The following is a 23886-nucleotide window of genomic DNA, read 5'->3' as shown; positions in this document are numbered from 1 at the left end:
ACCGCGGCTGCAGCCCTCCACCCACCCAGCCACCCATCAGGCCACCCGCCCGTCATCGCTTGTCATAGCGCAGCACCCGCACCAGCACCCGCACCTGCACCTGCACCCGCACGAGCCCCTCGTTCATGCCATCCGCCCAGCAGTCACGGCCTGCGCCGCTTCAGCCCCCATCGCCCACCGGCTGGAATACGCTGGAGCCCGAGGCGGCTGCGCCCCAGGCATCGGGCGCGGCGGCGGCGTGGTCTGCCGCCGCCGTCACCGTGCCGCATGCCGTCGGCCTGGGGCTGCTGGCCTTCGCCCCGCTGGCGGGGGACCATTCGCTGGCCGCGCTGGCGCTGTGGTCGGCGGCATTGCCCGGCCTGCTGCTCACGCTGGTGGTGCCGCGCCCTGGCGTGGTCTATGCGCCCACCACGGTGGTGGCCCTGCTGTTTGCGGCGGTGCTCGCCACCGCCCATGGCGCGGCGCCGGAGCTGGGCCTGAGCGCACGCCAGGTGCTGGCGGTCAGCGGCGCCACGGTGGCGCTGGCGTTTGTCTTTCAGTGGCTGCTGGGGGTGCTGCGGCTGGCATCCGTCGCGCGGTTTTTGCCGATCTCGGTCACGCATGGTTTTGCGGCCGGGGTGGGCTTGTCGATGGTGGTGGGCCAGGTGCGCAACGGCTTTGGCGCCGGGGCCGCCGATGCGCTGTGGAGTGCGCGCACGCTCTGGCATGCGCTCGCGGCCCTGACCGTGGTGGCACTGGCCTGGTCGCTGCGCTGGCGCTGGCCGCGCGCGCCGGGGCTTTTGACGGCGGTGGCGCTGGTGGCACTGGCGGTGGCGCTGGCGGGCGTGTGGGGCGCGGGGCTGGGCGATGTGTTCGCGCCCGCGGTGCAGGCCAGCGCGTTTGCCGGGCCGCTGTGGCCCGACTGGACGGGCATCCCGTGGGTCGCTCTCGCGCAGCAGCACGGCTCGGCCCTGGTGGTGCTGGCGCTGCTCATGGCCCTGGTCAACAGCCTGGAGATCATGGTCTTCAACCAGGAGCTGGAGCTCGACCACGGCCTGCGCGGCAACGCCAACCAGGCTCTGCGGCGCGAGAGCCTGCTGGGCGCGCTGTGCGGCCTGGCGGGGATGATCCCGGCGTCCACCAGCGCATCGCGCTCGCGCATCCTGCTGGCGCAGGCCGGGGGATCGGGCGGCGCACCGGGGCTGGCGAGCGGGCCGCGCTGGCATGCGGCCATCATGCTGGGCGTGGCCGCCACCGGGGCCTGGTGGCTGCACTGGGTGCCCATGGCGGGCCTGGCGGGCGGCTTGGTGCTGGCGGGGCTGCTGCAGGTGCCTGCGCTGATGTGGTCGCTGCGCTATGCCCGGCGCTCGCGCGTGACCTGGGCGCAGAGCTGGCTGGTGGCGCTGGTGTTCGCGGTGATGGGCGGCGTGGGTGCGCTGGTGGCCGGCCTGGTGGTGGCCACCTTCGTGCTGCTGCACGACTCGGCCGCCAAGGTGCTGCGGCATGTGCGGCTGGATGGCGAGCTGCGCTCGCGTCGGCTGCGGCGCGCGGGATCGGACAGCTGGCTCGTGCCGCGCATGAATCAGGTGGCGGTGTTCGAGCTGCAGGGCGTGATGTCGTTCGGCGTGGCCGCCCACCTGGCCGAGCAGGTGCGCATGCTGCTGCAGCCGCGCCACCGCTGGGTGATCCTTGATGCAGCACGCGTGCCTGCGTGGGACAGCACGGCGCTGGCCCAGCTGCGCGCGTTGGTGCGCGACCTGGCGCAGCAGGGCGTGGCCGGTGCCGTGGCGGGGCTCGACCCGCTGGCGCGCGAGCATGCGGGCGAGCAGGTGCGCAGCTTCGCCGACCTGGACCGGGCGCTGGAATGGGCCGAGGCCGGCATCCTGCTGCAGCGGCCCCTCGACCAGCGCCCCGCCCACCCCGAGCGCGACCTGCTGGGCGAGATCGGCGAGGGCGTGGGCCCCGAGGCCGGCGCCGCCCTGCTGGCCCTGCTGGTGCCGGTGGCCGTGCCCGCCCGCAGCGTGGTCTTCAACGCGGGCGACCATGATCGCGACCTGCTGGTGGTGCAGTCCGGCCACATCACGCTGGCCACCCAGTGGCCGCCCGAGACGGGCCTCAGACTCGCCACTGTCGGGCCGGGCATGGCGTTCGGCGACATGGCTTTCCTGAACGGCGCCGCGCGCACGGCGAGTGCCGGGGCCGAGCGGCGGCCCGCGCAACTGGTGCGCCTGTCGCGCGACCAGTTCGACGCCTGGGCCCGCCAGCACCCCGAAGCGGCGCTTACGGTGATGAATAACCTCGCGATGATTGGGGCCCGGCGGCTGGCCGCGACCACCCGCCAACTGCGCGCCGTGCTGGAATGACGGTCTATGAAAAGTGCCCCTGTCGCTTGACCATAAAGCGCCAGTAGCTATCAAAAAAGTAGCAATCGACGGTGTGGGCGAGGCAGCGCCGGGCCACGGCGCAACCCATTCCCGCCTGAAAAATGGCTTTTTGGGCCACCGGTGCGACAATAGAGGGCTGCGAGCCTGCTCATGACCTCGCGCGATCCCCGACCGCGGGAGATCGTGAGCAGGTTCTAGCGCAACGCCACACCAGGCCTTGGCCCACACGGCACAGGGCCCGTTGGGCCCCCCCACTGTGGCGTTGCAATCCTTGCGGTGGCGATGGTCACCGCTACGGTTTGCGCCTTGCGGCCCGCCCCGAACCTGGGGGTGTCACATTGCTCAGACATATTCAGCGTCGACACCCAACACGCTCTTAATGACAAGTTCCTTTTCCAATCTTTCGCTGGCCGAGCCGCTGGCGCGTGCCGTGGCCGAAATGGGCTACGAATCCATGACGCCCATCCAGGAGCAGGCCATTCCGGTCGTGCTCACGGGGCAGGACGTGATGGGCGCCGCCCAGACCGGCACCGGCAAGACCGCCGCCTTCTCGCTGCCCCTGCTGCAGCGCCTGCTCAAGCACGAGAACAGCTCCACGTCGCCTGCACGCCACCCCGTGCGCGCCCTGGTGCTGCTGCCCACGCGCGAGCTGGCCGACCAGGTGGCCCAGCAGATCGCGCTGTACGCCAAGCACACCAAGCTGCGCAGCACCGTGGTGTTCGGCGGCATGGACATGAAGCCGCAGACCCTCGAGCTGAAAAAAGGCGTCGAGGTGCTGGTGGCCACGCCAGGCCGCCTGCTCGACCACATCGAGGCCAAGAACGCGGTGCTCAACCAGGTCGAGTACGTGGTGCTCGACGAGGCGGACCGCATGCTGGACATCGGCTTTCTGCCCGACCTGCAGCGCATCCTGTCGTACCTGCCCAAACAGCGCACCACGCTGCTGTTTTCCGCCACGTTCTCGCCCGAGATAAAGCGCCTGGCGGGCAGCTACCTGCAAAACCCCATCACCATCGAAGTGGCCCGCCCCAACGAGACGGCGTCCACGGTGGAGCAGCGCTTCTACAGCGCCAACGACGACGACAAGCGCCGCGCGATCCACCAGGTCTTGAAGACCCGGGGCATCAAGCAGGCCTTCATCTTCGTGAACAGCAAGCTGGGCTGCGCACGCCTGGCCCGCAGCCTGGAGCGCGAAGGCCTCAAGACGGCTGCGCTGCACGGCGACAAGAGCCAGGACGAGCGCCTGAAGGCGCTGGAGGCCTTCAAGAAGGGTGAAGTCGACCTGCTGGTGTGTACCGACGTGGCCGCGCGCGGCCTGGACATCAAGGACGTGCCGGCGGTGTTCAACTTCGACGTGCCGTTCAACGCCGAAGACTACGTGCACCGCATCGGCCGCACCGGCCGTGCAGGCGCCTCGGGCCTGGCGGTGACGCTGGTGTCCGGCAGCGACACGCGCCTGGTGTCCGATATCGAGAAGCTCATCAAGAAGAAGATCGACCTCGAGGCGGTGGAGTACGACGAAGACCAGCCCCGTGGCCGCATCAACGACGGCCGCCGCGCCTGGCGCGAAGCCGGCGAAACGGGCGACGGCCGCGACGCCATCTCGGCCGCCCCGCGCCGCGAACGCGAACGCGAGCGCGACCACCGCGGTGGCCGCGAAGGCCGCGAGCCGCGCGAGCAGCACCGGGGCTTTCGCCCCGCGGTCGCGTCGCGTGACCCGTTCTTCGAAAAGCCCTACGAAGCCAACGCGGCAGCCGATGCCGCCCCCGCCTGGGAAGCCGCCAAGTCCGCACCGCGCAGCAGCGTGTCGGCCAACATCAAGCCCAAGCGCAAGGTGGCGGCGCTGTTCAAGGCCGTCCAGCCGCAAACATCGACGCAGTAAGTCATCACCCAGTCGCTGCGCCTGGTGATGCACCGGGTTGCTGAACAAAATAGCTGCCACCGCTTGATACAAAAGCGCTGGCAGCTATATTTTTTGTAGCGCCGCTTTTTGGGCACCCCACCTTGTGCCCTTCCTTTGCGCTCTTGTGCCGTTGGGCCCTGTGCTCCCGCAGCGCAGCCCCGGAGGTTCAGGCGCCGGGAGCCTGGGCCTGCTCGCAGTGCACCTGCAGCAGTTCGCGGTCGGCCAGCGTGGCGCCAAAGCGCACCGCACTCAGGCAACCGCCCCATACGCAGCCCGTGTCCAGGCCGAGCAGGTCGCTGCGGTTGAGCCAGCCCAGCGTGGACCAGTGGCCGAATGCCGTGAGCGTGCCTGCAGCGCGGCGCCCGGGCACGTCGAACCAGGGAATCAGGCCTGCCGGCGCGTCGCTGGCGCTCTCGGTGCTGTCGAAGTCCATCACCCCGTCTGCCGAGCAAAAGCGCAGCCGTGTGAGCGCGTTCACGATGGCGCGCAGGCGGTCGTTACCGGTCAGGTCATCGCTCCAGCGGTCGGGGGTGTTGCCGTACATCGCTTGCAGAAAACCCGGCAGGTCGGGCCCGCGCAGCACGGCCGCCACCTCGTCGGCATGGGCCAGTGCGTCCTGCGCAGACCAGGCGGGCAGCACGCCGGCATGCACCATCAGCAGCGTCTCGCCGCCGTGCGTGTGCGTGCGGGCCAGGGGCTGGCTGCGCACCCACTGCAGCAGGGCTTCGCGGTCGGGTGCCTGCAGCACGCAGGCCAAGGTGTCGCGGCGCGACGGCTTGCGGGCCCCGTGGGCGGCGGCCAGCAGGTGCAGGTCGTGGTTGCCCAGCAGGCTGCGCAGCGCGCCGTCGTGCGCCATGCAGCGGCGCAGCACGGCCGCCGAATCGGGCCCGCGGTTGACCAGGTCGCCCAGCAGGTAGACGGTGTCGCGGCTGGGAGAAAAACCGATCTCGCCGAGCAGGCGCCCCAGCGCGCTGTCGCAGCCCTGGATATCGCCGATGCAGTAAAGAGCCATGGTGAATGTCGTGTGATGGGAACAGGGGATTCTCTGCGCATTGCGCCTGCGAGGTTTTCGACCGGCGAGCGCCTGCAGGGGGAGAACTGCGGGGCGCATTGCGATGCAGGGCCGCAACGCCTGTGCCGGTGGCGATGCGGGAGCCTGTCGGCTGGATATTCGGCATTTATCCGCAGCCATCCGGCCTGCATTAAAAACAGCGTGGTGCGCAGGCCGACGCTCGGGTTGGCTGGTGCGGCTCGATATTCAAAGCCGTCCGCCATTTGCGCAATCTGCCCGGCAGCAAGGCGCAGGGCGTGGGTTGCAGCGAAGGAAGTGGGACGGTTCCTACAAATGGGGCGCTTTTAATCCTTGGGCTGTTCAGAGGTATTTTTGAGGGCCGTGAACCACACAGCAGAAAATATTCCTATAATCGCGCCTGTCATTCACCCTTACACCAAGATCCAGACATCATGACCACCAGCTACAAAGACCTGTTGAAACAGCGTGAAGCCCTCGAGCAGCAAATCAACGAAGCGCGACGCAGCGAATTGTCCAGCGCTGTGGCGCAGGTTCGGTCGCTGGTGGCTGAATATGGTTTGACCGCGCAGGACGTGTTTCCCGCTGGCAAATCGGCAGGCAAGGGCACCCGCAGCTCCACCGCTGGCACCAAGGTCGCGCCCAAGTACCGCAACCCCGCCACCGGCGAAACCTGGACGGGCCGCGGCAAGGCACCCCGTTGGATCCAAAACGAAAGCCGCGAAAAGTTCGCCATTTAATTCCTTGTCCGGCACCTGCCGGATACTTGAAAAGCCCACCCTTCGGTGGGCTTTTTTATGCCCCGCTTAATCCCCTAACTGGTGCATGCCCCTGCGAAGGGATGGTTTTCTCTGCGTGCATTGAAGCCGCCATCGGTGTTTTGTGCGGTTGGCGGCGATGGCGTGCCACGGCGCGAGGGCGGCGAGAAGTCGTAGTACATCCACCGATATTGACGCGCCAGCCCCTTATCGCCCGGCTGCACTTTGGCACACGCGGTCAGGCAGGGCGCGTCGCCATTTATCCATTCAGCCGTTCTGCGCCGCCACATCGCGCAGCACCTGTGCCGTGAAATCGTCGGCTGGAAAGAATGACTCCACTGCCAGCTCCTGCAGCGTCACGTCCACCGGGGTGCCGAATATCGTGGTGGTGCTGATCAGCGAGAGCATGCCGTGGCGGCTTTCAAAGCAGAACGGCATTACCACGCCCAGCAATTCACCGGGCAGCACGGTGGATTTGGCGCCTGCGGGCTCGGGATATTCCAGCAGTTCGGCCTGCAATGCGATCAGCGCCGGGTCGGCCGTGGCCTGGATCTGCTGGCGCAGCCGCTCGAACAGGTGCGCACGCCACTGCGCCAGGTTGGCGATGCGCGGCGCCAGACCCTCGGGGTGCAGGCTCAGGCGGAACACGTTGACGGGGGGTGCGAGCAGCTCGGGCGCGACGTGGTCCGCCAGCAGGGCCTGGGCCGCGCGGTTGGTGGCCACCACGTTCCAGCAGCGGTCCAGCGCGATGGCAGGGCAGGGCTCGTGGCCCTTGAGCACCAGCTCCACCGCCTGCCGCGCGGCGGCCAGCGCCGGGTCGTCCAGCGCGCGCTCGCGGTACATCGGCGCATAGCCGGCCGCCACCAGCAGGGCGTTGCGCTCGCGCAGGGGCACGGCCAGGCGTTCGCACAGGCGCAGCACCATGTCGCGGCTGGGGTTGGTGCGGCCGGTTTCCATGAAGCTCACATGGCGCGTGGAGATGTCCGCCTCGTCCGCCAGCTCCAGCTGGCTCAGGTGCCGCTGCTGGCGCCAGGTGCGCAGGTGGTCGCCGAACGACGCGGGCCCGGCCGGTGCCGCGCGGTGCGGCAGGGTGGGGCGCGGTGGCCGGTGCGACGGAGTGGATGCGGAGGATGCGGAGGAGGTCATGGGCCACATCCTAGGGTCAAAGCGCGCACGGGCCATTACCTGCCAGGTCATCGACTCGGCGCGCCGTGGCGGCAACGATGCAGGCCTGTCTTCGCTGCTTTCACTTCACTTCACCAAGGAGCCTTCCATGTTCAGTCTGATGTCTTCCCCCCGATTCCTGCGTGCCGTGGTCTGGTTCGATGCCTCCACGGGTGTCCTGCTCGGTGCCCTGCACCTGCTGCTCACCGCGCCGCTGGCCGAATGGCTGGGCCTGCCCGCGGGGCTGCTGCAGGCCACCGGCGTGCTGCTGCTGGGCTATGCGGCGCTGGCCGTGGCGATTGCGCGGTCCGAGCCCATGCCCCGGGGCTGGCTGTGGGTGCTGATCGTCGGCAACTTCGCGTGGGCGCTGGCCAGCCTGGCGCTGCTGCTGGGCTCTGCACTCACGCCCACGCTGCTTGGCCAGGCGTACCTGGTGGTGCATGTGGTGTCCGTCGCGCTGCTGGCAGAGCTGCAGTGGTTCGGCGTGCGCCGACTGCAGGGCTGGGCAGCCGCGTAAGTCTGTATAGCCAATTGCTATTAAATATATAGCTTCTGGCGCTTGTCCATCAAGCGGTAGCGGCTATTTTTATTTGAAGTTGCGGCGCTGTGGCCGGGGTCCATGCACGGGCCGGGCGCACGCAGCGCCGTGCGACACCTGTGCATACCCCCACGATTGCGCCGTCACGTGAGGCTGACAGAATAGGCCTGTTGCGTCACACAGGAGTTCGCCATGGCCTCATCGCCCAAGCCGCCAGCCACCCCGTCTTCCCGCCCAGCCACCGGCGCTTCGCCGCGCCACGCGTTTGCCAGCACGCTCAAGAGCTTCAAGACAGCGTCCGGCAAGGAGGGGTACTTCTACTCCCTGCCCGCGCTGGCCCGCCAGTTCCCCGAGGTCAGCCGCCTGCCGGTGTCCATCCGCATCGTGCTCGAATCGGTGCTGCGCAATTGCGATGGCCGCAAGGTGACGCCCGAGCACGTGCAGCAGCTGGCGCACTGGGCGCCCAACGCCGAGCGCAAGGACGAGATCCCCTTCGTCGTCTCGCGCGTGGTGCTGCAGGACTTCACCGGCGTGCCGCTGCTGGCCGACCTGGCCGCCATGCGCAGCGTGGCCGGCCGGCTGGGCAAGAACCCCAAGAAGATCGAGCCGCTGGTGCCGGTGGACCTGGTGGTCGACCACTCCATCATGGTCGACTACTACGGCAAGAAGAATTCGCTCGACCTGAACATGAAGCTCGAATTCCAGCGCAACCGCGAGCGCTACGAGTTCATGAAGTGGGGCATGCAGGCCTTCAGCACCTTCGGCGTGGTGCCCCCGGGCTTCGGCATCGTGCACCAGGTGAACCTGGAATACCTGGCCCGCGGCGTGCACAAGACCAAGGACGCCACGCGCCCCGTCTACTACCCCGACACCCTGGTGGGTACCGACAGCCACACCACCATGATCAACGGCATCGGCGTGGTGGGCTGGGGCGTGGGCGGTATCGAGGCCGAGGCCGCCATGCTGGGCCAGCCGGTGTACTTCCTCACGCCCGATGTGGTGGGCTTCGAGCTCACGGGCCAACTGCGCGAGGGCGTGACCGCCACCGACCTGGTGCTCACCGTGACCGAGATCCTGCGCCAGCACAAGGTGGTGGGCAAGTTCGTCGAATTCTTCGGCGAAGGCACGCGCACGCTGTCGCTGCCGGACCGCGCCACCATCGGCAACATGGCGCCCGAGTACGGCGCCACCATGGGGTTCTTTCCGGTCGACGAGAAGACCATCGACTACTTCCAGGGCACGGGCCGCACCAAGGCGGAGATCGAGGCCTTCGAGGCGTACTTCCGCGCGCAGGGCTTGTTCGGCGTGCCGCTGGCCGGCGAGATCGACTACTCGCAAGTGGTGCGCCTGAACCTGGGCGACGTCACCCCCAGCCTGGCCGGCCCCAAGCGCCCGCAGGACCGCATCGAGCTGGGCAAGGTCGCCAGCCAGTTCGCCGACCTGTTCAGCCAGCCCATCGCCAGCAACGGCTTCAATCGCCCGGCCGAGCTGCTGCACACCCGCCACCATGTGCGCCCGGCCGACGCGCCGGCCGACCCCGTCACGCCCGCCGAAAAGCCCGCGCCCTCGGGCGGGCCGCGCTTCCTGGTCGAGATGGAGCACAACAAGCCCACGCTGGCCGCCGCGCGCGCCGACGTGCCGGCGCAGCAGGCCAGCCAGCCCGGTGACGTGAGCATCGGCAATGGCGACGTGCTCATTGCCGCCATCACCAGCTGCACCAACACCAGCAACCCGAGCGTGCTGCTGGCCGCAGGCCTGCTGGCCAAGAAGGCAGTGGAGGCGGGGCTCCGGGTTTTGCCGCACATCAAGACCTCGCTCGCACCCGGCTCGCGCATCGTCACCGAATACCTCACCGAGACGGGCCTGCTGCCCTACCTCGAAAAGCTGGGCTTTGCGCTCGCGGGCTATGGCTGCACCACCTGCATCGGCAACGCGGGCGACCTCACGGCCGAGCTCAACGACGTGATCACCAGCAACGACCTGGTGTGCGCGGCCGTGCTGTCGGGCAACCGCAACTTCGAGGCGCGCATCCACCCCAACCTCAAGGCCAACTTCCTGGCCAGCCCGCCGCTGGTGGTGGCCTACGCGATCGCCGGCACAGTGCTCAAGGACCTGATGACCGAGCCGGTGGGCAAAGGCAAGGGCGGGCGCGACGTGTACCTGGGCGACATCTGGCCCACCAGCGACGAGATCCACCAGCTGATGAAGTTCGCGATGAACGGCAAGGCCTTCCGCGAGAACTACGCCAAGGTGAGCACCGAGCCCGGCAAGCTGTGGGAAAAAATTCTGGGCGTGTCGGGCAACACCTACACCTGGCCTGCCAGCACCTACATCGCAGAGCCGCCGTTCTTCGCCCAGTTCACGCTGGAGCAGGGCGAGGCCGCGGCCTCCGCGGTCCACGGCGCGCGCATCATGGCGCTGTTCGGCGACTCCATCACCACCGACCACATCTCGCCTGCGGGCTCCATCAAGGCCACGTCGCCCGCCGGCCAGTGGCTGCAGCTCAACGGCGTGCAAAAGGCCGACTTCAACAGCTACGGCGCACGCCGCGGCAACCACGACGTGATGATGCGCGGCACCTTCGCCAACGTGCGCATCAAGAACCTCATGATCCCGCCCACCGCCGACGGCTCGCGCGAGGAGGGCGGCGTGACGGTGTTCCAGAACGAAGGTGCGCTGCAGGGCGAGAAGATGTTCATCTTCGACGCCGCCATGCAGTACATCGCGCAGAAGACGCCCACGGTGATCTTCGCGGGCGAGGAATACGGCACGGGGTCGAGCCGCGACTGGGCGGCCAAGGGCACGCAGCTGCTGGGCATCAAGGCCGTGGTGGCGCGCAGTTTCGAGCGCATCCACCGCTCCAACCTGGTGGGCATGGGCGTGCTGCCCCTGCAGTTCAAGGCGGGTGAGTCGTGGGAGACGCTGGGCCTGGTCGGCAACGAAGAGATCGACGTAGTGCCCGACCCCGCACTCACGCCGCAAAGCGATGCGCAACTGGTGATCCGCCGCGCCGACGGCTCGCGCCAGGAGGTCACCGTCACGCTGCGCATCGACACCCCCATCGAGGTGGACTACTACCAGGCGGGCGGCATCCTGCCGTTCGTGCTCCGCCAACTGCTGCAGGGCTGAGGGCTGAGGGCCGGGCGGGCAGCGGGCGGCGCTGCCGGGGCGCCACAACGGCCCTGGGCCCGGTCCCCGGGCCGGGTGAAGACACGGGCCGCATGCATGCACTACATCCGGCCCCGCGGCCCGCAGCGCCTCAGGTTCGGCCTGCACAGCGCCGAAACAGCCTTCACCACGGCCACGGCGGCGGGCCGGGATGCCGAGGAGGGGAGGGGGCTGCAGGTAAAGCCGGCCCGGCGGCCTGCGGGCGGGTTTACTCATGGATACACTTGTGACGCGATGTAGAACTCTGTAGAAATACGCCTGTCTCTCGCCCTCCCATGGCTCCACCACCCCTCACCCGCCCCTCAAGGACGCGCCTGCCGCAGATGACCGACGCGCCCGCCGCCACGGTGGTGCTTGTCGTGGCCGTGCTGGCGGTGACCGTCGTGCCCCTGGCGCAGGTGCTGGGCGAGGGGGCTGGCGCGCAGCATGGGCTCGAGCCCTTCCTGGAGCTGATGGCGGTGCTGCTCGGCCTGCTGGTGGTCACCGTGTCGCTGCACACGCTGGACGCGCCCGAGCAGGGCCGCGCCAACGTGCTGGCCGCAGGGTTTGGCGTGGCGGCGGCCTGCAACTTCCTGCACGGGGTGCTCGCGCATTCGACGCCGGTGCACATGCCCTCGGCCACCTCCGACATCTCGCTGTGGCTGAGCAGCTGGGCGCGGCTGGCCGAAACCGTCACCTTGCTGCTCATGGGGCTGCAGGTGGCTGCTCCGGGCCCGGCCCGGGCGTGGCTGGCTGGCGCAGGTGCCGTGGCGCTGCTGCTGGTGGTCTCGTCGCTGGGGCCGCTGCCCGCCTGGTTCGCGTCGTCTGCGGGGGGCGGCCTGCGCCGCTACCTGGCCTGTGTGCTGATCATCGCGCTGGCGGTCGCGGCCCTGTGGTTCTACCGCGGGGCGCAGCGGCGCGAGCGCGTGCTGGCCTGGGCCGCCCTGGCATTCCTGTGCGGCGAGGTCGCGGTGGCCACGCTGGGCGGCCACTCGCCCGTGGGCGGGCCGCTGGCGCACGGCCTGCGCGTGGTGGCCTATGCGCTGCTGTACCAGGCCGTCTTCAATGCCGGCATCCGCCGGCCGTTCGCCCGCGTGCAGGAGGCCGAGCGCCGCCTGCGCGAGAGCGAGGGCCGCCTGTCCCTGCTGGGGCGCAACCTGCCCCACAGCGTGCTCTACCAGGTGGTGCGCGAGCTCGACGGCCGCACGCACTTTGCCCACGTGGGCGAGGCGCTGGAACGCCTGCACGGCGTGAGCGCGCTGGACGCGCTGCGCGACCCGCTGCGGGTGTACCGCCAGATACTCCCCGAAGACCTCCAGCGCCTGCGGCAGATGGAGCGTGCGTCTTTCCTCACCATGTCCACGCTCGATGTGGTGTTCCGCATCCGCCGCGCCGACGGCCAGCTGCGCTGGATGCACCTGAGCGCATCGCCCCGCCAGCTCGAAGATGGCCGCGTGATGTGGGACGGCGTGCAGACCGACATCACGGCCCACCACCTGGCCGAAGAGGCCGCGCATGCGCACGAGGCCTTGATGGCCAACATGCTGCGCCAGGTGCCGGGCGGCGTGGCGCGCCTGGACAAGGACCTGCGCGTGCTGTACGTGAACGAGCAGCAGGCGCGCTGGCTGCGCACGCAGCCTGCCCAGTTGCAGGGTCAACTGCTCAAGGACGTGCTGCCCCCCGAGCTGATGGCACGCATGCAGCCTCACTTCGACAAGGCCTTCACCGGCGAGACGGCGGTGTTCGAGAACCGCGTCGACGCCCCCGACGGGCCGCAGTACCGCCACACCACCATCGCGCCCGAGGCGGTCACCGACCAGGGTGTGTCGGCCGTGGTGGTGTTCGCCTACGACCTGACCGAGCTCAAGCGCATCGAGACCGAACTGGCCCTGCAGAAGGCGCACCTGGCGCGCGTGGTCAACGCCATGCCGGACATGGTGTTCCTCAAGGATGCGCAAGGCGTGTACCTGTCGGTCAATCCGGTGTTCGAGCGGTTTGCCGGCCTGCCCGAGAGTCAGGTGGTGGGGCGCAACGATTTCGACCTGGTGCCGGCCTCGGTGGCCGAGCGGTTTCGCAAGTACGACCTGCGCGCCATGCAGGCCTGGCAGCCGCTGGTGTACGAAGAGACGCTCACCTTTGCCGAGGACGGCTACCAGGGCCAGTTCGAGACCATCAAGACCCCCATCCGCGACCTGCACGGCCGCGTGACCGGCGTGCTGGGCGTGTGCCGCGACATCACCGACCGCAAGCGCGCCGAGCAGGAGATCGAGCGCCTGGCCTTCTACGACGCGCTCACCGGCCTGCCCAACCGCCGCCTGCTGCTGGACCGCCTGCAGCGCTCCATCGCCGCCTGCCAGCGCACCAGGAACCTGGGCGCCCTCTTGTTCATCGACCTCGACAACTTCAAGGACCTCAACGACACCCTGGGCCACGACATGGGCGACCAACTCTTGTCCCAGGTGGCCGCCCGCCTGGTGGGCAGCGTGCGCGAGGCCGACACCGTGGCCCGCTTTGGCGGCGACGAATTCGTCGTCATGCTCGAAGCCCTGGCCCCGGACCTGGCCGAAGCCGCCACCCAGGCCGAGACCGTGGCCGAGAAACTGCTGGCCCACCTGAACCAGCCCTTCGAACTCGACGGCGCCCAGCACTACAGCACCCCCAGCATCGGCATCACCCTCTTTGGCGACGAACGCCTGTCGGTGGACGAACTCTTGAAGCGCGCCGACCTGGCCATGTACCAGGCCAAGGCCGCAGGGCGCAACACCCAGCGCTTCTTCGACCCCGACATGCAGGCGGCGGTCAACGCCCGCTCCAACCTGGAAGCCGACCTGCGCCAGGGCCTGGCGCGGGGCGAATTGCTGGTGCACTACCAGCCCGTGGTCGACCACCAGGCGACCCTGATGGGGGCCGAAGCGCTGGTGCGCTGGCGCCACCCCCAGCGCGGCATGATCAGCCCGGGCGACTTCATCCCGCTGGCCGAGCAGACCGGACTCATCCTGCCGCTGGGCCAGTACGTGCTGCAGACCGCCTGCGCGCAGCTGCAGCGCTGGGGCCAGCACCGAGAGACGGCGCACCTGTCGATCTCGGTGAACGTGAGCGCCCGCCAGTTCCGCCAGCCCGGCTTCGTGGCCGAAGTGCTGCAGACCCTGAGAGAGCACGGGGCGGACCCCCGAAGGCTCAAGCTCGAGCTCACCGAAAGCCTGCTGCTGGGGGACATCGAAGACACGATCGCGCGCATGGTGCAGCTCAAGAGCGAAGGCGTGGGCTTTGCGCTGGATGACTTCGGAACGGGCTATTCATCCCTGTCCTACCTCAAGCGGCTGCCGCTGGACCAGGTGAAGATCGACCAGAGCTTCGTGCGGGACGTGCTGTCGGACCCGAACGACGCGGCGATCGTGCGGACGATTCTGGCGCTGGCCAAGAGCCTGGACCTGGAGGTGGTGGCCGAGGGGGTGGAGACGACGGGGCAGCTGGGGTTCCTGCGGCTGCACGGGTGCGAGGGGTTCCAGGGGTATTTGTTCGGGCGGCCGGTGCCGGTGGATGTCTTCGCCCGCGAGCACGACCTGGGCGCGGCTGCGGGCACGCAGGCAGCGTTGCCAGCGCCACAGCATCCGCAGCCCGCGCCCGCTGCCGCCTCTTTGCCCAAGGGCCCTGCCGCATGAGCGGGCCGGGCGTCCTGTGGGTGGACAGCGACACGCAGCACGCGGCGCTCGCGCGGCGGCTCATCGCCGTCAACCACCCCGACTGGCGCGTGGTCAACAGCCCGGGGCCAGAGGCCGCCATGGCCCCGCTCGCATCGCAGGCGTGGGACGCGGTGGTGCTGTGCCTCAAGCCTTCGGTGCAGGAGCTGCCCGACGTGCTCGAACTGTGTGCGGGCCGGCCCGTGCTGATGTGCATCGACGTCCAGCAGGAGGCTCTGGCCGCGCGCGCCTTTCGCTGTGGCCTGGGGGATTATGTGCTGCGCGATGCCGACGGCACGGCCCACCTGGGCGAGCTGCTGCACCGGCTGGCCGCGCTCATGAAGACCGCCAGCGTGCAGGGCCAGCAGCCCGTGCGCATGGTGGACGCACGCATCTGGCAGGACGCGCTCGCGCTGCTGCAGGAGCAGCGCTCGGCCCTGCAGGCCACGCTGGGCAGCATGAGCCAGGGCATCTTCAAGACCGGGCCCGACGGGCGCATCACCGTCTACAACCAGCGCGTGCTGGAACTGCTGAACCTGCCCGAATCCCTGATGGCGGCGCGACCCACGATGGCCGAGCTGACCCGCGTGCAGGCCGAGCGCGGCGATTTTGGCGAGGGCTACAGCCTGGTGGACCGGCGCGGGCACGAGTACGTGGCGCGCGGCGCCGTGGCCCCCGCGCCCGAGCTGTACTGGCGCAGCACGCGCGAAGGCCACACGCTGGAGGTGCGCACCACCACCTTGCCCGACGGCAGCCTGGTGCGCACCTTCACCGACGTGAGCGACTACGTGCGGGTGGAGAACGAGCTGCGCGAGAGCGAGATGCGCTTTCGCTCGCTCAGCGACCTGTCTTCCGACTGGTACTGGGAGCACGACGCCGAAGGCCGCTTCGTGCAGCTGGCGGGCGACCTGAGCGTCAACGGCCTGCCGCTGGCAGACGTGCTGGGCCACACCCGCTGGGAGCTGGGTGCGCTCAACATGACCGATGCCGACTGGGCCGCGCACCGCGCGGTGCTGCAGGCGCGCCAGCCGTTTCGCGACCTGGAACTGCACCGCCACCGGCCCGACGGCACCATGCACTGGATCTCGGTCAGCGGCGTGCCCGTGATCGATGCGCAGGGCACGCTGCGCGGCTACCGCGGCGTGGGCCGCGACATCACCGAGCGCAAGGCGGTGGCGAGCCAGATCGAGCGCCTGGCCTTCTACGACGTGCTCACCGGCCTGCCCAACCGCCGCATGCTGGTGGACCGCCTGCAACGCGCCATGGCGGCCGTGGGCCGCTCGGGTGCGCAGGGCGCGCTGCTGTTCATCGACCTCGACAACTTCAAGGACCTGAACGACACCCTGGGCCACGACACCGGCGACCAGCTGCTGCTGCAGGTGGCCCAGCGCCTGACCACCTGCGTGCGCGATGCCGACACGGTCTCGCGTTTTGGCGGCGATGAATTCGTGGTGCTGCTGGAGGGACTGAGCGCCGACGGCCCCCACGCCAGCGCCGAGGCCGCGCTGGTGGCCAGCCACATCGCCGCCACGCTGGGCACGCCCTACGCGCTGGGCGAGACCAGCCACCACAGCACGCCCAGCATCGGCATCGCGCTGTTCGGCCAGCAGACCGGCAGCGTGGACGAGCTGCTCAAGCACGCCGACCTGGCCATGTACCAGGCCAAGGCCGCGGGGCGCAACACCCAGCGCTTCTTCGACCCCGACATGCAGGCCGCCGTGAGCAACCGCTCCGCGCTGGAGGCCGACCTGCGCCGCGGCCTGCAGGAGCGCGAGCTGGTGCTGTACTACCAGCCCGTGGTGGACGGCAAGGGCCGGCTGATGGGCGCCGAAGCGCTGGTGCGCTGGAAGCACCCGCGCCGCGGGCTCGTGTCGCCGGCCGAGTTCATCCCGCTGGCCGAGCAGACGGGGCTCATCCTGCCCATCGGGCAGTGGGTGCTCGAAGCCGCCTGCGCGCAGCTCGTGGCCTGGTCGCGGCACTCGCTCACGCGGCAGTTCTTCCTGTCGGTGAACGTGAGCGTGCGGCAGTTCCGCCAGCCCGACTTCGTCGAGCAGATGCTGGGCATCCTGCACAAGAGCGGCGCCAACCCCGAGCGCCTGAAGCTCGAGCTCACCGAGAGCCTGCTGCTGACCGACGTGGAGGATGTGATCTCGCGCATGGAGTACCTGCGCCGCTACGGCGTGGGCTTTTCGCTGGACGACTTCGGCACGGGATATTCGTCGCTGTCCTACCTCAAGCGCCTGCCGCTCGATCAGATCAAGATCGACCAGGGCTTTGTGCGCGACCTGCAGACCGACCCCAACGACGCGGCCATCGTGCGCACCATCCTGGCCCTGGCACACAGCATGGACCTCACGGTGGTGGCCGAAGGCGTGGAGACCACGGGCCAGCTGGAGTTTCTGCAGCGCCACGGCTGCCAGGCCTTCCAGGGCTTTCTGTTCGGCCGCCCCATGCCGGCCGAGGTGCTGGAGCGGGCGCTGCGGCCTGCGCTGTAAGGCCGCGCAGGGCCGCATCTCACCCGCAGGTTTTGGCAGGCAGCCCTGCGCCATGACAAAAAGCGGCGCCCGGGCGCGCGGCACAATCGGCGCATGACACATTGCATGCGCGCTTTCCGTCCCGTGTGGTCGCAGTCCCGTGCGGGGGCTGCGCTGGAGCCTGCGGTGGGGGGGCGATGAAAAAGCAGGTCCTGGTGGCCGGCGGCGGCATCGGCGGGCTGGCGGCTGCGCTGGCCGCATCGCGCGCGGGCTGGGAGGTGCGGCTGTACGAGCGTGCGGCCGCGTTCAGCGAGGTCGGCGCGGGCGTGCAGATCGGGCCCAACGTGGTGCGCCGCCTGCAGGCCTGGGGGCTGCAGCAACCGCTGCAGGCCGTGGCGGCCTTTCCCAGCCGCCTGCAGGTGCGCAGCGCCGTCAGCGGCCGCGGCCTGGCCGAGCTGCCGCTGGGCCCGACGGCGGTGCAGCGCTACGGCGCGGCCTACGCCACCATCCACCGCGCCGACCTGCACGGCCTGCTGCTGGCCGCCGTCGAAAAATACACCGACACCCAGCTGCACCTGGCCCACGCCATCGACAGCTTTGCCGACGACGGAACCGCCGTCACCGTGCGCACCAGCCGCGGCAAGGAGGTGGAGGGCGATGCGCTCATCGGCGCCGACGGCCTGTGGAGCCGCACCCGCACGCAACTGCTGGGCCCCGTGCCGCCGCGCGTGACCGGCCACCTGGCCTACCGCGCCCTGGTGCCGCAGCACGCGCTGCCCCAGGCGCTGCGCACCGCCCAGGTCACCGCCTGGCTGGGCCCGCGCCTGCACGCGGTGCAGTACCCCGTGCGCCGGGGCGAGCTGCAGAACATCGTCGTCATCGTGCAGGGGCCGGTGCCGCACGACCTGGAGAACTGGGACCACGCCGCCAACGCCGCGGGCCTGGAGCACGCCCTGAAGGGCACCTGCACCGCGCTGCAGGACGTGGTGCGCAGCGTGGCCGCGCCAGGGGCCGCCGGCTGGCGCCTGTGGCCGCTGTGCGACCGCCCGCCGGTGCGCAGCGCGGCCGAGATGGCGCGCGGCCTGGTGGGCCTGCTGGGCGACGCGGCCCACCCCATGCGCCCCTACCTGGCCCAGGGTGCGGGCATGGCCATCGAAGACGCCGCGGAGCTGCAGCGCGCCCTGGCCATGCACGACCTGGAGGTGCCCTTGCGCCTGACGCGCTACGCCCTCAACCGCTGGCAGCGCAACGCGCGCGTGCAGGCGCGCTCCACCCGCAATGGCCGCATCTTCCACGCCACGGGGCCCGTGCGCTGGGGGCGCGATCTGTCGCTGCGCCTGCTGGGCGAGCGGGTGCTCGATGTGCCCTGGCTGTACCGGGGCGACGGGTCGATCGCCAGTTCTCTGTGATGCTATTTATTTGATAGCTGGTGGCGCTTTCCCATAGCGCGGTAGCGGCTGTTTTTATTCGAAATCAGCGGTGTGGGTCCGGGTGTGGCGGGCTGGGTGCGCCTTCAGCGCGGCTCGGCGGCGCGCAGCGGGCAGTCGGTGGCCACGCGCTCGGCCAGGGTCTGCCGCAGGCTCTGCAGTGCGGCGATGCGTGCGTCGATCTCTCCGAGCTTGCTGGCCAGCACCTCGGCCAGGGCGGGGCCCGGGTCCGGCGCGTCCCAGATGGCCGGCAGGCGGTCGCCGATCTCCGCCAGGGTAAAGCCCAGCTGCTGCGCGGTGCGGACGTACTGGACCAGCATCACCGCCTCGGGCGGGTAGTCGCGGTAGCCGTTGGCCAGGCGCCGCGCGCGGATCAGGCCCTGCTGCTCGTAAAAGCGCAGCGCCTCGCGGCTCAGGCCCGACGCGGTGGCCAGGTCACCGATCAGCATGGTCGTCGCCCTGGTGGGCCAACCGTTTGGCATCGGCTTCGGCGGCCGCTGACAGCACCCAGCGCACGATGGCGATCTGCACGGGCAGCAGCAGCTCCTTTTGCGCGTAGCCCACAAAGCCGGGGTAGGCCGCAGGGTCCACCGTCAGCTCGCGGCCCAGGGTGAAGGGTGGCGTGGGCAGCAGGGCGGGGGAGCCCATCGCGGCCAAGTGGTCCTCGGACAGCGGCGTCAGGTCGGTTTGCGTGGTGGCGTCGGCTTCGGCACTGGCCGGCCAGCTGTCGGTGATCACCACGTCCACTGCCTGCGGCAGCGCCGACGGCTCCACGAACTCGACCTGCGGCAGCACCTCGTGAAAGCGCCGGTCGCACACCTGCACCAGCGCGAACCCCAGCACCTGTGCCAGTTCGTGCCACGAGCGGAACACGTTGGTGCTGGGCCCCCACAGGCACACGCGCGCGTCCTGCAGCGGCTTGATCCGGGTGTCCACGTAGTACGCATCGGTGAGCACCTCGCACGGGTGGCCCTGGGCCGACATCGCGTTTATCACCGGCCGGCGCGACGCCGCCGCAAACGCCGACAGCCGCGGGTGGTCGGACTCGCGCACCACGTACAGCGCATAGAACGGGTCCAGGTACCCGGCCAGGTCCTCGGGCCGCTCGCCGGTCTTGAGCAGATTCGGCAGCTCGGTAAACGCCAGGCCCAGCTGCCGGAACGCCTCGATGAAGGTCGTGCGCGTGCGGAGGCCGTTGCCCTCGAACGACCACGCCACGGTGCCGCCCGGAGCGGGGTTCAGTGCGGGGCCCGGCGGCTCGCCCGCGAGCGCCCAGATGCGGCGGATGTCGTCAGGTTGCAGGTCGGTCAGTTGAAGAAGGTTCATGGGAGTGCCCGCTGCCGGGATGAAGGCGTGTGAAAGAGAAACAAAGAAAGAGCAGCACGCGTTGCAGAGAGTGCTTGACCTTGAAGCGTACTTCAGGCCTGAAGCTCGGCGCTTCCTTCACTTCGATGACCGCGTTGCCATGGCCACCATTCCTGCATTTTCCGAACCGCGCTACCTGCGCATCGTGCGCGCCAGCGGCTGGTACGACCTGCTCGTCACCTGGCCGTTCGCACTGCCCTGGACGTTTGCGTGGCTGTACGCGCAGCTCACCGCACTGGCCCAGGCACTGGCCCTGCCAGGCACGCTGCACCCGCTCGACACCACGCACATGCTGCTGGCCAACCTGCTCGGGTCGGTGGTGGTGGTGTGGTCCATCGCCCGCATCGCAGCGCCGTCGCGGCTGCTGGGGCGGCTCGATGGACTGGCGCGCATGCTGTTCTCTGCGTGGCAGATCCATGCCGTGGCCCACGGGGCCAATGCCATCGTGCTGGGCTTCACCGCATTCGAGCTGCTGTTCGGGGTGTTGCAGTGGTGGCGGGTGCAGGGCACAGGCTCCGCCCAGTGCCCGCCGCGGGCCGCTGGCGTCAGCGCGCAGGGCGGTGCCGAGGCGCAGGCAGCAGCCTGAAGGCCAGCACCCCGGCTGCCAGCATGCCGGCGATGGTGAGCATCACCGCCACGTACGGGTCCGCGCCCCGCGCGGCAGCCAGCGATGCTGCCAGGCCCGTGGCCCACTGCATCAGCGCCACGCCCAGGAACAGCGCCATGGTGAAGACCGCCATGGCGCGCCCGGTCATGGCCGCGGGGTAGGCCGAGCGCACGTCGGCGTACTGCAGCACCATGTAGCCCGACAGCAGCCCCACGGCGATGGAGCCCGCCACGTCCAGCCATTGCGCATGCAGCAGGCCCACGGCGGTGAACAGCGCGGCCAGCAGCAACGAGAAGCCCGTGATCCAGCGCCGCCGCCGCCCCGGCCCCGGGTCGAGCCGCCCGAACAGCGCGGGCGTGAACAGCGACACCAGCGACGACAGCATGGCCACGTTGCCGCTGGCCACCAGCGAGTAGCCGTGCCGCTCGATCAGCAGCGGCCCGAGCCACAGCCCGCGCAAGGTCAGGAACGACGCGTACGTCATCAGCGCCAGCAGCATGATGCCGGCCGTGTGCGGCAGCAGGAACAGCGCGCCGAAACCGCGCACGGCGGCACTTACCGATTCACGCGGCTGGGTGCCGTGGCCGGCCGCTGCAGGCTCGTGCACCTTCCAGAAGATGAGCAGCCAGGCCAGCGCCGCCAACACCGCCAGCACGGCAAACCCCATGCGCCAGGACGACTGCTGCACCAGCCACGCCAGCGGCGTGCCCGTGAACAGCATCCCGAGCCCGCCCACGCCCATGGCCACGCCCGACACCATCGCAAACCGGCTGGCCGCAAAGTAGCGCGCAATGAACACCGTGCAGACCAGTAAGGCCGGCGCGCAGCCCACGCCGATCAGCACCTGGCCCAGCAGCACCACGCCGTAGCCGGGCGCGAGCGCCGACAGCAGCGACCCGGCAATGGCCAGCGGAAACGCCACCAGCAACGTGCGCCGCACGCCATACAGATCGATCCCCACGCCCATGAACAGCTGCATGGTGCCGAAGGCGAACGCAAAGGCACCGGCAAACACCCCCAGCGCCTGGGCCGACAGGCCGAACTCCGCCCGCAGCCCGGTGGCCATGATGGCCGTGATGGTGCGAAACGCCTGGCTCAGCGCAAAGCCGGACACCAGCGCCAGCAGCATGGCCCAGGCGGCGCGGGCGGGCAGCAAGGCAGGGGGCGGGGGCGACGCTGACGGGGATGGGGGCGCAGGCAAGGGGTGGTCTCCAGAAAGAGGCGGCGCTCGGAAGTCACGGCCGGGCCGCTGGGTCCGGCGAGCGTACCTGCTGATCGGCATGCCCGCTGTCGCCGGCTGTGCGCAGCTGGTGTGCGGCCCTGTGTGGCAGGTGGCCGTGGCAGCGCTCGATCCGCCCCGGCCTAGGGTATGTCCTGATCCCCTGCATGGGGTGCTACCTGCACCGCTGCGGGGCTGCTTTCTTTTTCAACAGTTGCATGCAATCCACCAGTTCAAAAGCCATTGAGATGGCTGGTGATCTCAATGGAGCCATGCCCGGGGGCTTTTGGTGCCGTCACAGGCACGCCACAGGCCGGGGGCAGACTTTAGAGGAGCCTCTCGATGTGGGGATCACCCCAATGACGGGCCGAAAGCCCTGGGGCACTCTTGTGGACATGCCTCTGCGGGGCTCCGAAGGATCTGGAATCCGGTGGCTTCGGTCTCGTGCCAGCAGGCCGGGAGGACCCATCCGGCGTGGTACCGCTCACGGGGATACCGGCAGGCAGGAGTGGCAAGGTTTGTGCTTGGTGATAGCCGGGGCCGCGAGTCCGCAGGCCCCAAGGTGTGGATGTTGGATGGTTGTTGTCGGGTGTGCCGCCAAGGTGCACCGCGACGTCAGGAGTGACCGATGAAGAAGATGGTTGTGCTGGGTTCGGGTGCGCTGGTGACTCTCATGCTGACGGGTTGCGCCAGCCAACCGCCTGCGCTGCAGGCTTTCTCCGAGCCCACGGACCGTGGCAGCATGCAGTTTGCATGCGGCAACGGCGAGAAGGTGGAAATGCAGTTCTTCCCCGACCAGGACATGGGCGTGCTGCTGCGCAGCGGCTGGACGGTGGACCTGCCCAAGCAGGCGGCTGAAACCGGCTACGCCTACAGCAACGGCCCGACCACCGTGCTGGGCAAGGGCAACGAGCTGACCATCCAGATCGGTCACCTGGCACCGATCTGGTGCCGCAGCAACCGCCCCATGATGGTGGCGGGCGGCACGCAAGGCAGCGTGCGCTGATTGCGCCTTTCTTTCATCGCCTGTGCGGCGGTGAAATGGCTGCGGAGGCCGTCCCGGGCCCCGCGCCCTGCGGTCATCCCTGCCTGAGCCTGAGCACCTGGAGAGTGCCGTGCGGCGCTCTCATCCGCAGTGTGTGCGGGCTCTGACCGTGCAGACAGCAGTAGCGCAGTAGCGGCGATTGGAAGGCCTGTTCACCGTGCAGTGAGCAGCCTCCTTGTTCGCGTGGGCCGCGTCACAGGTCCGTGCGCAGCTTCCATATCTCCGGGAACAGCACCACGTCCAGCATCTTGCGCAGGTAGCTCACGCCGCCGGTGCCGCCCGTGCCGCGCTTGAAGCCAATCACGCGCTCCACTGTGGTCACGTGCCGAAAGCGCCACAGGCGGAATGCGTCTTCCAGGTCGGTGAGCTCCTCGCCCAGCTGGTAGAGGTCCCAGTGCTCCTTGGGATTGCGGTACACCACCAGCCAGGCCTGCTCCACGCCGTCGCTTTCTGCGTAGGGCTGCGTCCAGTCGCGCTCCAAGTGGCTGGCGGGCACGGGGATGCCGCGGCGCGCCAGCAGGCGCAGGGCTTCGTCGTACAGCGACGGCGCCTCGTACGCGGCCTGCACCTGGGCCAGCAGGTCGGCGCGGTGCTCGTGCGGCTTGAGCATGGCGCGGTTCTTGTTGCCCAGGGCGAACTCGATGCTGCGGTACTGATAACTCTGGAATCCACTGGACTGGCCCAGGTACGGGCGCATGGCGGTGTACTCGGGCGGCGTCATGGTGGCCAGCACGTCCCAGGCGTGCACCAGCTGCTCCATGATCTTGGAGACGCGCGCCAGCATCTTGAACGCCATCTGCAGCTCGTCGTTGGCGATGTGCGCAATGGCCGCGCGCAGCTCGTGCAGCATGAGCTTCATCCACAGCTCGCTGGTCTGGTGCTGCACGATGAACAGCATCTCGTCGTGTGCGGGCGACAGCGGCTTTTGCGCGGTGAGGATGGCGTCGAGCTGCAGGTAGTCGCCATAGCTCATCGACTGGCTGAAGTCGAGCTGGGCGCGTTCTTCATGCACGATGGACTCGGGCAGGGCGGCGGCTGGTGCGTCGCTGGCGGGGACGGTGGTCTGGGAAAAAGGGCACATGGTGGGTCTCCTGCGTTCGCGCCGTGTCAAACGGAGCGCTCGATCAATCCGGGCCGTTCGGGCGGAGCCTGTCGAAGCCTTGCGC

At 69.4% G+C, this 23886-nt stretch carries 16 protein-coding genes; 10 read left to right on the top strand and 6 right to left on the bottom strand.

Going from position 1 to position 23886, the window contains the following annotated elements; all coding sequences use genetic code 11:
* Positions 1-125: 125 nt before the first annotated feature.
* Together ACIGHN_RS06325 and ACIGHN_RS06320 are read left to right on the top strand one after the other, a co-directional pair.
* On the top strand, positions 126-2342 hold the full coding sequence (locus ACIGHN_RS06325; protein WP_396503670.1) for a SulP family inorganic anion transporter: 2217 nt from the start codon (positions 126-128) through the stop codon (positions 2340-2342).
* Between the two features lie 400 nt (positions 2343-2742).
* Entirely contained in the window at positions 2743-4245 is a 1503-nt protein-coding gene (locus ACIGHN_RS06320; RefSeq protein WP_396503668.1) for a DEAD/DEAH box helicase, read from the top strand.
* Between the two features lie 187 nt (positions 4246-4432).
* On the opposite strand, the gene ACIGHN_RS06315 is transcribed toward ACIGHN_RS06320, so the two are convergent.
* On the bottom strand, positions 4433-5278 hold the full coding sequence (locus tag ACIGHN_RS06315; RefSeq protein ID WP_396503666.1) for a symmetrical bis(5'-nucleosyl)-tetraphosphatase: 846 nt from the start codon (positions 5276-5278) through the stop codon (positions 4433-4435).
* A gap of 452 nt (positions 5279-5730) precedes the next feature.
* Here ACIGHN_RS06315 and ACIGHN_RS06310 point away from each other — a divergent pair, with 452 nt between their 5' ends.
* Positions 5731-6036, top strand: a complete 306-nt coding sequence (locus ACIGHN_RS06310) for an H-NS histone family protein (RefSeq protein WP_056416217.1) — start codon at positions 5731-5733, stop codon at positions 6034-6036.
* A 285-nt stretch (positions 6037-6321) separates the two neighbouring features.
* Here the strand turns inward: ACIGHN_RS06310 and ACIGHN_RS06305 are convergent, their stop codons facing one another.
* Complete coding sequence (locus ACIGHN_RS06305; RefSeq protein WP_396503663.1) at positions 6322-7200, bottom strand: helix-turn-helix domain-containing protein; 879 nt, start codon at positions 7198-7200, stop codon at positions 6322-6324.
* 127 nt (positions 7201-7327) lie between these two features.
* Here ACIGHN_RS06305 and ACIGHN_RS06300 point away from each other — a divergent pair, with 127 nt between their 5' ends.
* The 5 genes from ACIGHN_RS06300 (at position 7328) to ACIGHN_RS06280 (ending at position 18466) form a co-directional block, all read left to right on the top strand.
* On the top strand, positions 7328-7735 hold the full coding sequence (locus ACIGHN_RS06300) for a hypothetical protein (RefSeq protein WP_396503661.1): 408 nt from the start codon (positions 7328-7330) through the stop codon (positions 7733-7735).
* Positions 7736-7948: 213 nt separating this feature from the next.
* Complete coding sequence (locus ACIGHN_RS06295; RefSeq protein WP_396503659.1) at positions 7949-10885, top strand: aconitate hydratase; 2937 nt, start codon at positions 7949-7951, stop codon at positions 10883-10885.
* A 314-nt stretch (positions 10886-11199) separates the two neighbouring features.
* Positions 11200-14565, top strand: a complete 3366-nt coding sequence (locus ACIGHN_RS06290; protein WP_396503658.1) for an EAL domain-containing protein — start codon at positions 11200-11202, stop codon at positions 14563-14565.
* Entirely contained in the window at positions 14562-17078 is a 2517-nt protein-coding gene (locus tag ACIGHN_RS06285; RefSeq protein ID WP_396503657.1) for a putative bifunctional diguanylate cyclase/phosphodiesterase, read from the top strand. The genes ACIGHN_RS06290 and ACIGHN_RS06285 overlap by 4 nt, the downstream gene beginning before the upstream one ends.
* A gap of 176 nt (positions 17079-17254) precedes the next feature.
* The gene (locus ACIGHN_RS06280; RefSeq protein ID WP_396503656.1) at positions 17255-18466 is read left to right on the top strand and encodes an FAD-dependent monooxygenase; all 1212 of its coding nucleotides are present in this window, start codon (positions 17255-17257) and stop codon (positions 18464-18466) included.
* Between the two features lie 104 nt (positions 18467-18570).
* Here the strand turns inward: ACIGHN_RS06280 and ACIGHN_RS06275 are convergent, their stop codons facing one another.
* Both ACIGHN_RS06275 and ACIGHN_RS06270 read right to left on the bottom strand, forming a co-directional pair.
* The gene (locus tag ACIGHN_RS06275; protein ID WP_396503655.1) at positions 18571-18933 is read right to left on the bottom strand and encodes a MerR family transcriptional regulator; all 363 of its coding nucleotides are present in this window, start codon (positions 18931-18933) and stop codon (positions 18571-18573) included.
* The gene (locus ACIGHN_RS06270; protein ID WP_396503654.1) at positions 18920-19810 is read right to left on the bottom strand and encodes an ornithine carbamoyltransferase; all 891 of its coding nucleotides are present in this window, start codon (positions 19808-19810) and stop codon (positions 18920-18922) included. Before ACIGHN_RS06270 ends, ACIGHN_RS06275 begins: the two co-directional genes overlap by 14 nt.
* A gap of 139 nt (positions 19811-19949) precedes the next feature.
* Between ACIGHN_RS06270 and ACIGHN_RS06265 the strand changes: the two genes are divergently transcribed.
* A complete protein-coding gene (locus ACIGHN_RS06265; RefSeq protein WP_396503653.1) occupies positions 19950-20435 on the top strand; it encodes a hypothetical protein in 486 nt (161 codons plus the stop codon).
* On the opposite strand, the gene ACIGHN_RS06260 is transcribed toward ACIGHN_RS06265, so the two are convergent.
* A complete protein-coding gene (locus ACIGHN_RS06260) occupies positions 20395-21657 on the bottom strand; it encodes a nitrate/nitrite transporter (RefSeq protein WP_396503652.1) in 1263 nt (420 codons plus the stop codon). The genes ACIGHN_RS06265 and ACIGHN_RS06260 overlap by 41 nt on opposite strands.
* 646 nt (positions 21658-22303) lie before the next feature.
* Between ACIGHN_RS06260 and ACIGHN_RS06255 the strand changes: the two genes are divergently transcribed.
* Positions 22304-22681: an MliC family protein gene (locus ACIGHN_RS06255; RefSeq protein WP_056167864.1), complete on the top strand. Its 378-nt coding sequence runs from the start codon at positions 22304-22306 to the stop codon at positions 22679-22681.
* 232 nt (positions 22682-22913) lie between these two features.
* Here ACIGHN_RS06255 and kynA read toward each other — a convergent pair whose 3' ends face one another.
* On the bottom strand, positions 22914-23801 hold the full coding sequence (gene kynA / locus ACIGHN_RS06250) for a tryptophan 2,3-dioxygenase (protein WP_056167867.1): 888 nt from the start codon (positions 23799-23801) through the stop codon (positions 22914-22916).
* Positions 23802-23886: the final 85 nt, after the last annotated feature.

Source organism: Acidovorax sp. NPDC077693 (assembly GCF_044542805.1).
Classification (GTDB): Bacteria; Pseudomonadota; Gammaproteobacteria; order Burkholderiales; family Burkholderiaceae_C; genus Acidovorax.
Note: the sequence above shows the minus strand (reverse complement) of the source record. Positions and strands in the feature narration are given on the sequence as shown.

What these genes read in the sequence shown, in the direction of transcription:
- ACIGHN_RS06325 (WP_396503670.1), top strand. Translation starts at nt 126, where the DNA reads ATGCCATCCGCCCAGCAGTCACGGCCTGCGCCGCTTCAGCCCCCATCG.
- ACIGHN_RS06320 (WP_396503668.1), top strand. Translation starts at nt 2,743, where the DNA reads ATGACAAGTTCCTTTTCCAATCTTTCGCTGGCCGAGCCGCTGGCGCGT.
- ACIGHN_RS06315 (WP_396503666.1), bottom strand. Translation starts at nt 5,278, where the DNA reads ATGGCTCTTTACTGCATCGGCGATATCCAGGGCTGCGACAGCGCGCTG.
- ACIGHN_RS06310 (WP_056416217.1), top strand. Translation starts at nt 5,731, where the DNA reads ATGACCACCAGCTACAAAGACCTGTTGAAACAGCGTGAAGCCCTCGAG.
- ACIGHN_RS06305 (WP_396503663.1), bottom strand. Translation starts at nt 7,200, where the DNA reads ATGACCTCCTCCGCATCCTCCGCATCCACTCCGTCGCACCGGCCACCG.
- ACIGHN_RS06300 (WP_396503661.1), top strand. Translation starts at nt 7,328, where the DNA reads ATGTTCAGTCTGATGTCTTCCCCCCGATTCCTGCGTGCCGTGGTCTGG.
- ACIGHN_RS06295 (WP_396503659.1), top strand. Translation starts at nt 7,949, where the DNA reads ATGGCCTCATCGCCCAAGCCGCCAGCCACCCCGTCTTCCCGCCCAGCC.
- ACIGHN_RS06290 (WP_396503658.1), top strand. Translation starts at nt 11,200, where the DNA reads ATGGCTCCACCACCCCTCACCCGCCCCTCAAGGACGCGCCTGCCGCAG.
- ACIGHN_RS06285 (WP_396503657.1), top strand. Translation starts at nt 14,562, where the DNA reads ATGAGCGGGCCGGGCGTCCTGTGGGTGGACAGCGACACGCAGCACGCG.
- ACIGHN_RS06280 (WP_396503656.1), top strand. Translation starts at nt 17,255, where the DNA reads ATGAAAAAGCAGGTCCTGGTGGCCGGCGGCGGCATCGGCGGGCTGGCG.
- ACIGHN_RS06275 (WP_396503655.1), bottom strand. Translation starts at nt 18,933, where the DNA reads ATGCTGATCGGTGACCTGGCCACCGCGTCGGGCCTGAGCCGCGAGGCG.
- ACIGHN_RS06270 (WP_396503654.1), bottom strand. Translation starts at nt 19,810, where the DNA reads ATGAACCTTCTTCAACTGACCGACCTGCAACCTGACGACATCCGCCGC.
- ACIGHN_RS06265 (WP_396503653.1), top strand. Translation starts at nt 19,950, where the DNA reads ATGGCCACCATTCCTGCATTTTCCGAACCGCGCTACCTGCGCATCGTG.
- ACIGHN_RS06255 (WP_056167864.1), top strand. Translation starts at nt 22,304, where the DNA reads ATGAAGAAGATGGTTGTGCTGGGTTCGGGTGCGCTGGTGACTCTCATG.
- kynA (WP_056167867.1), bottom strand. Translation starts at nt 23,801, where the DNA reads ATGTGCCCTTTTTCCCAGACCACCGTCCCCGCCAGCGACGCACCAGCC.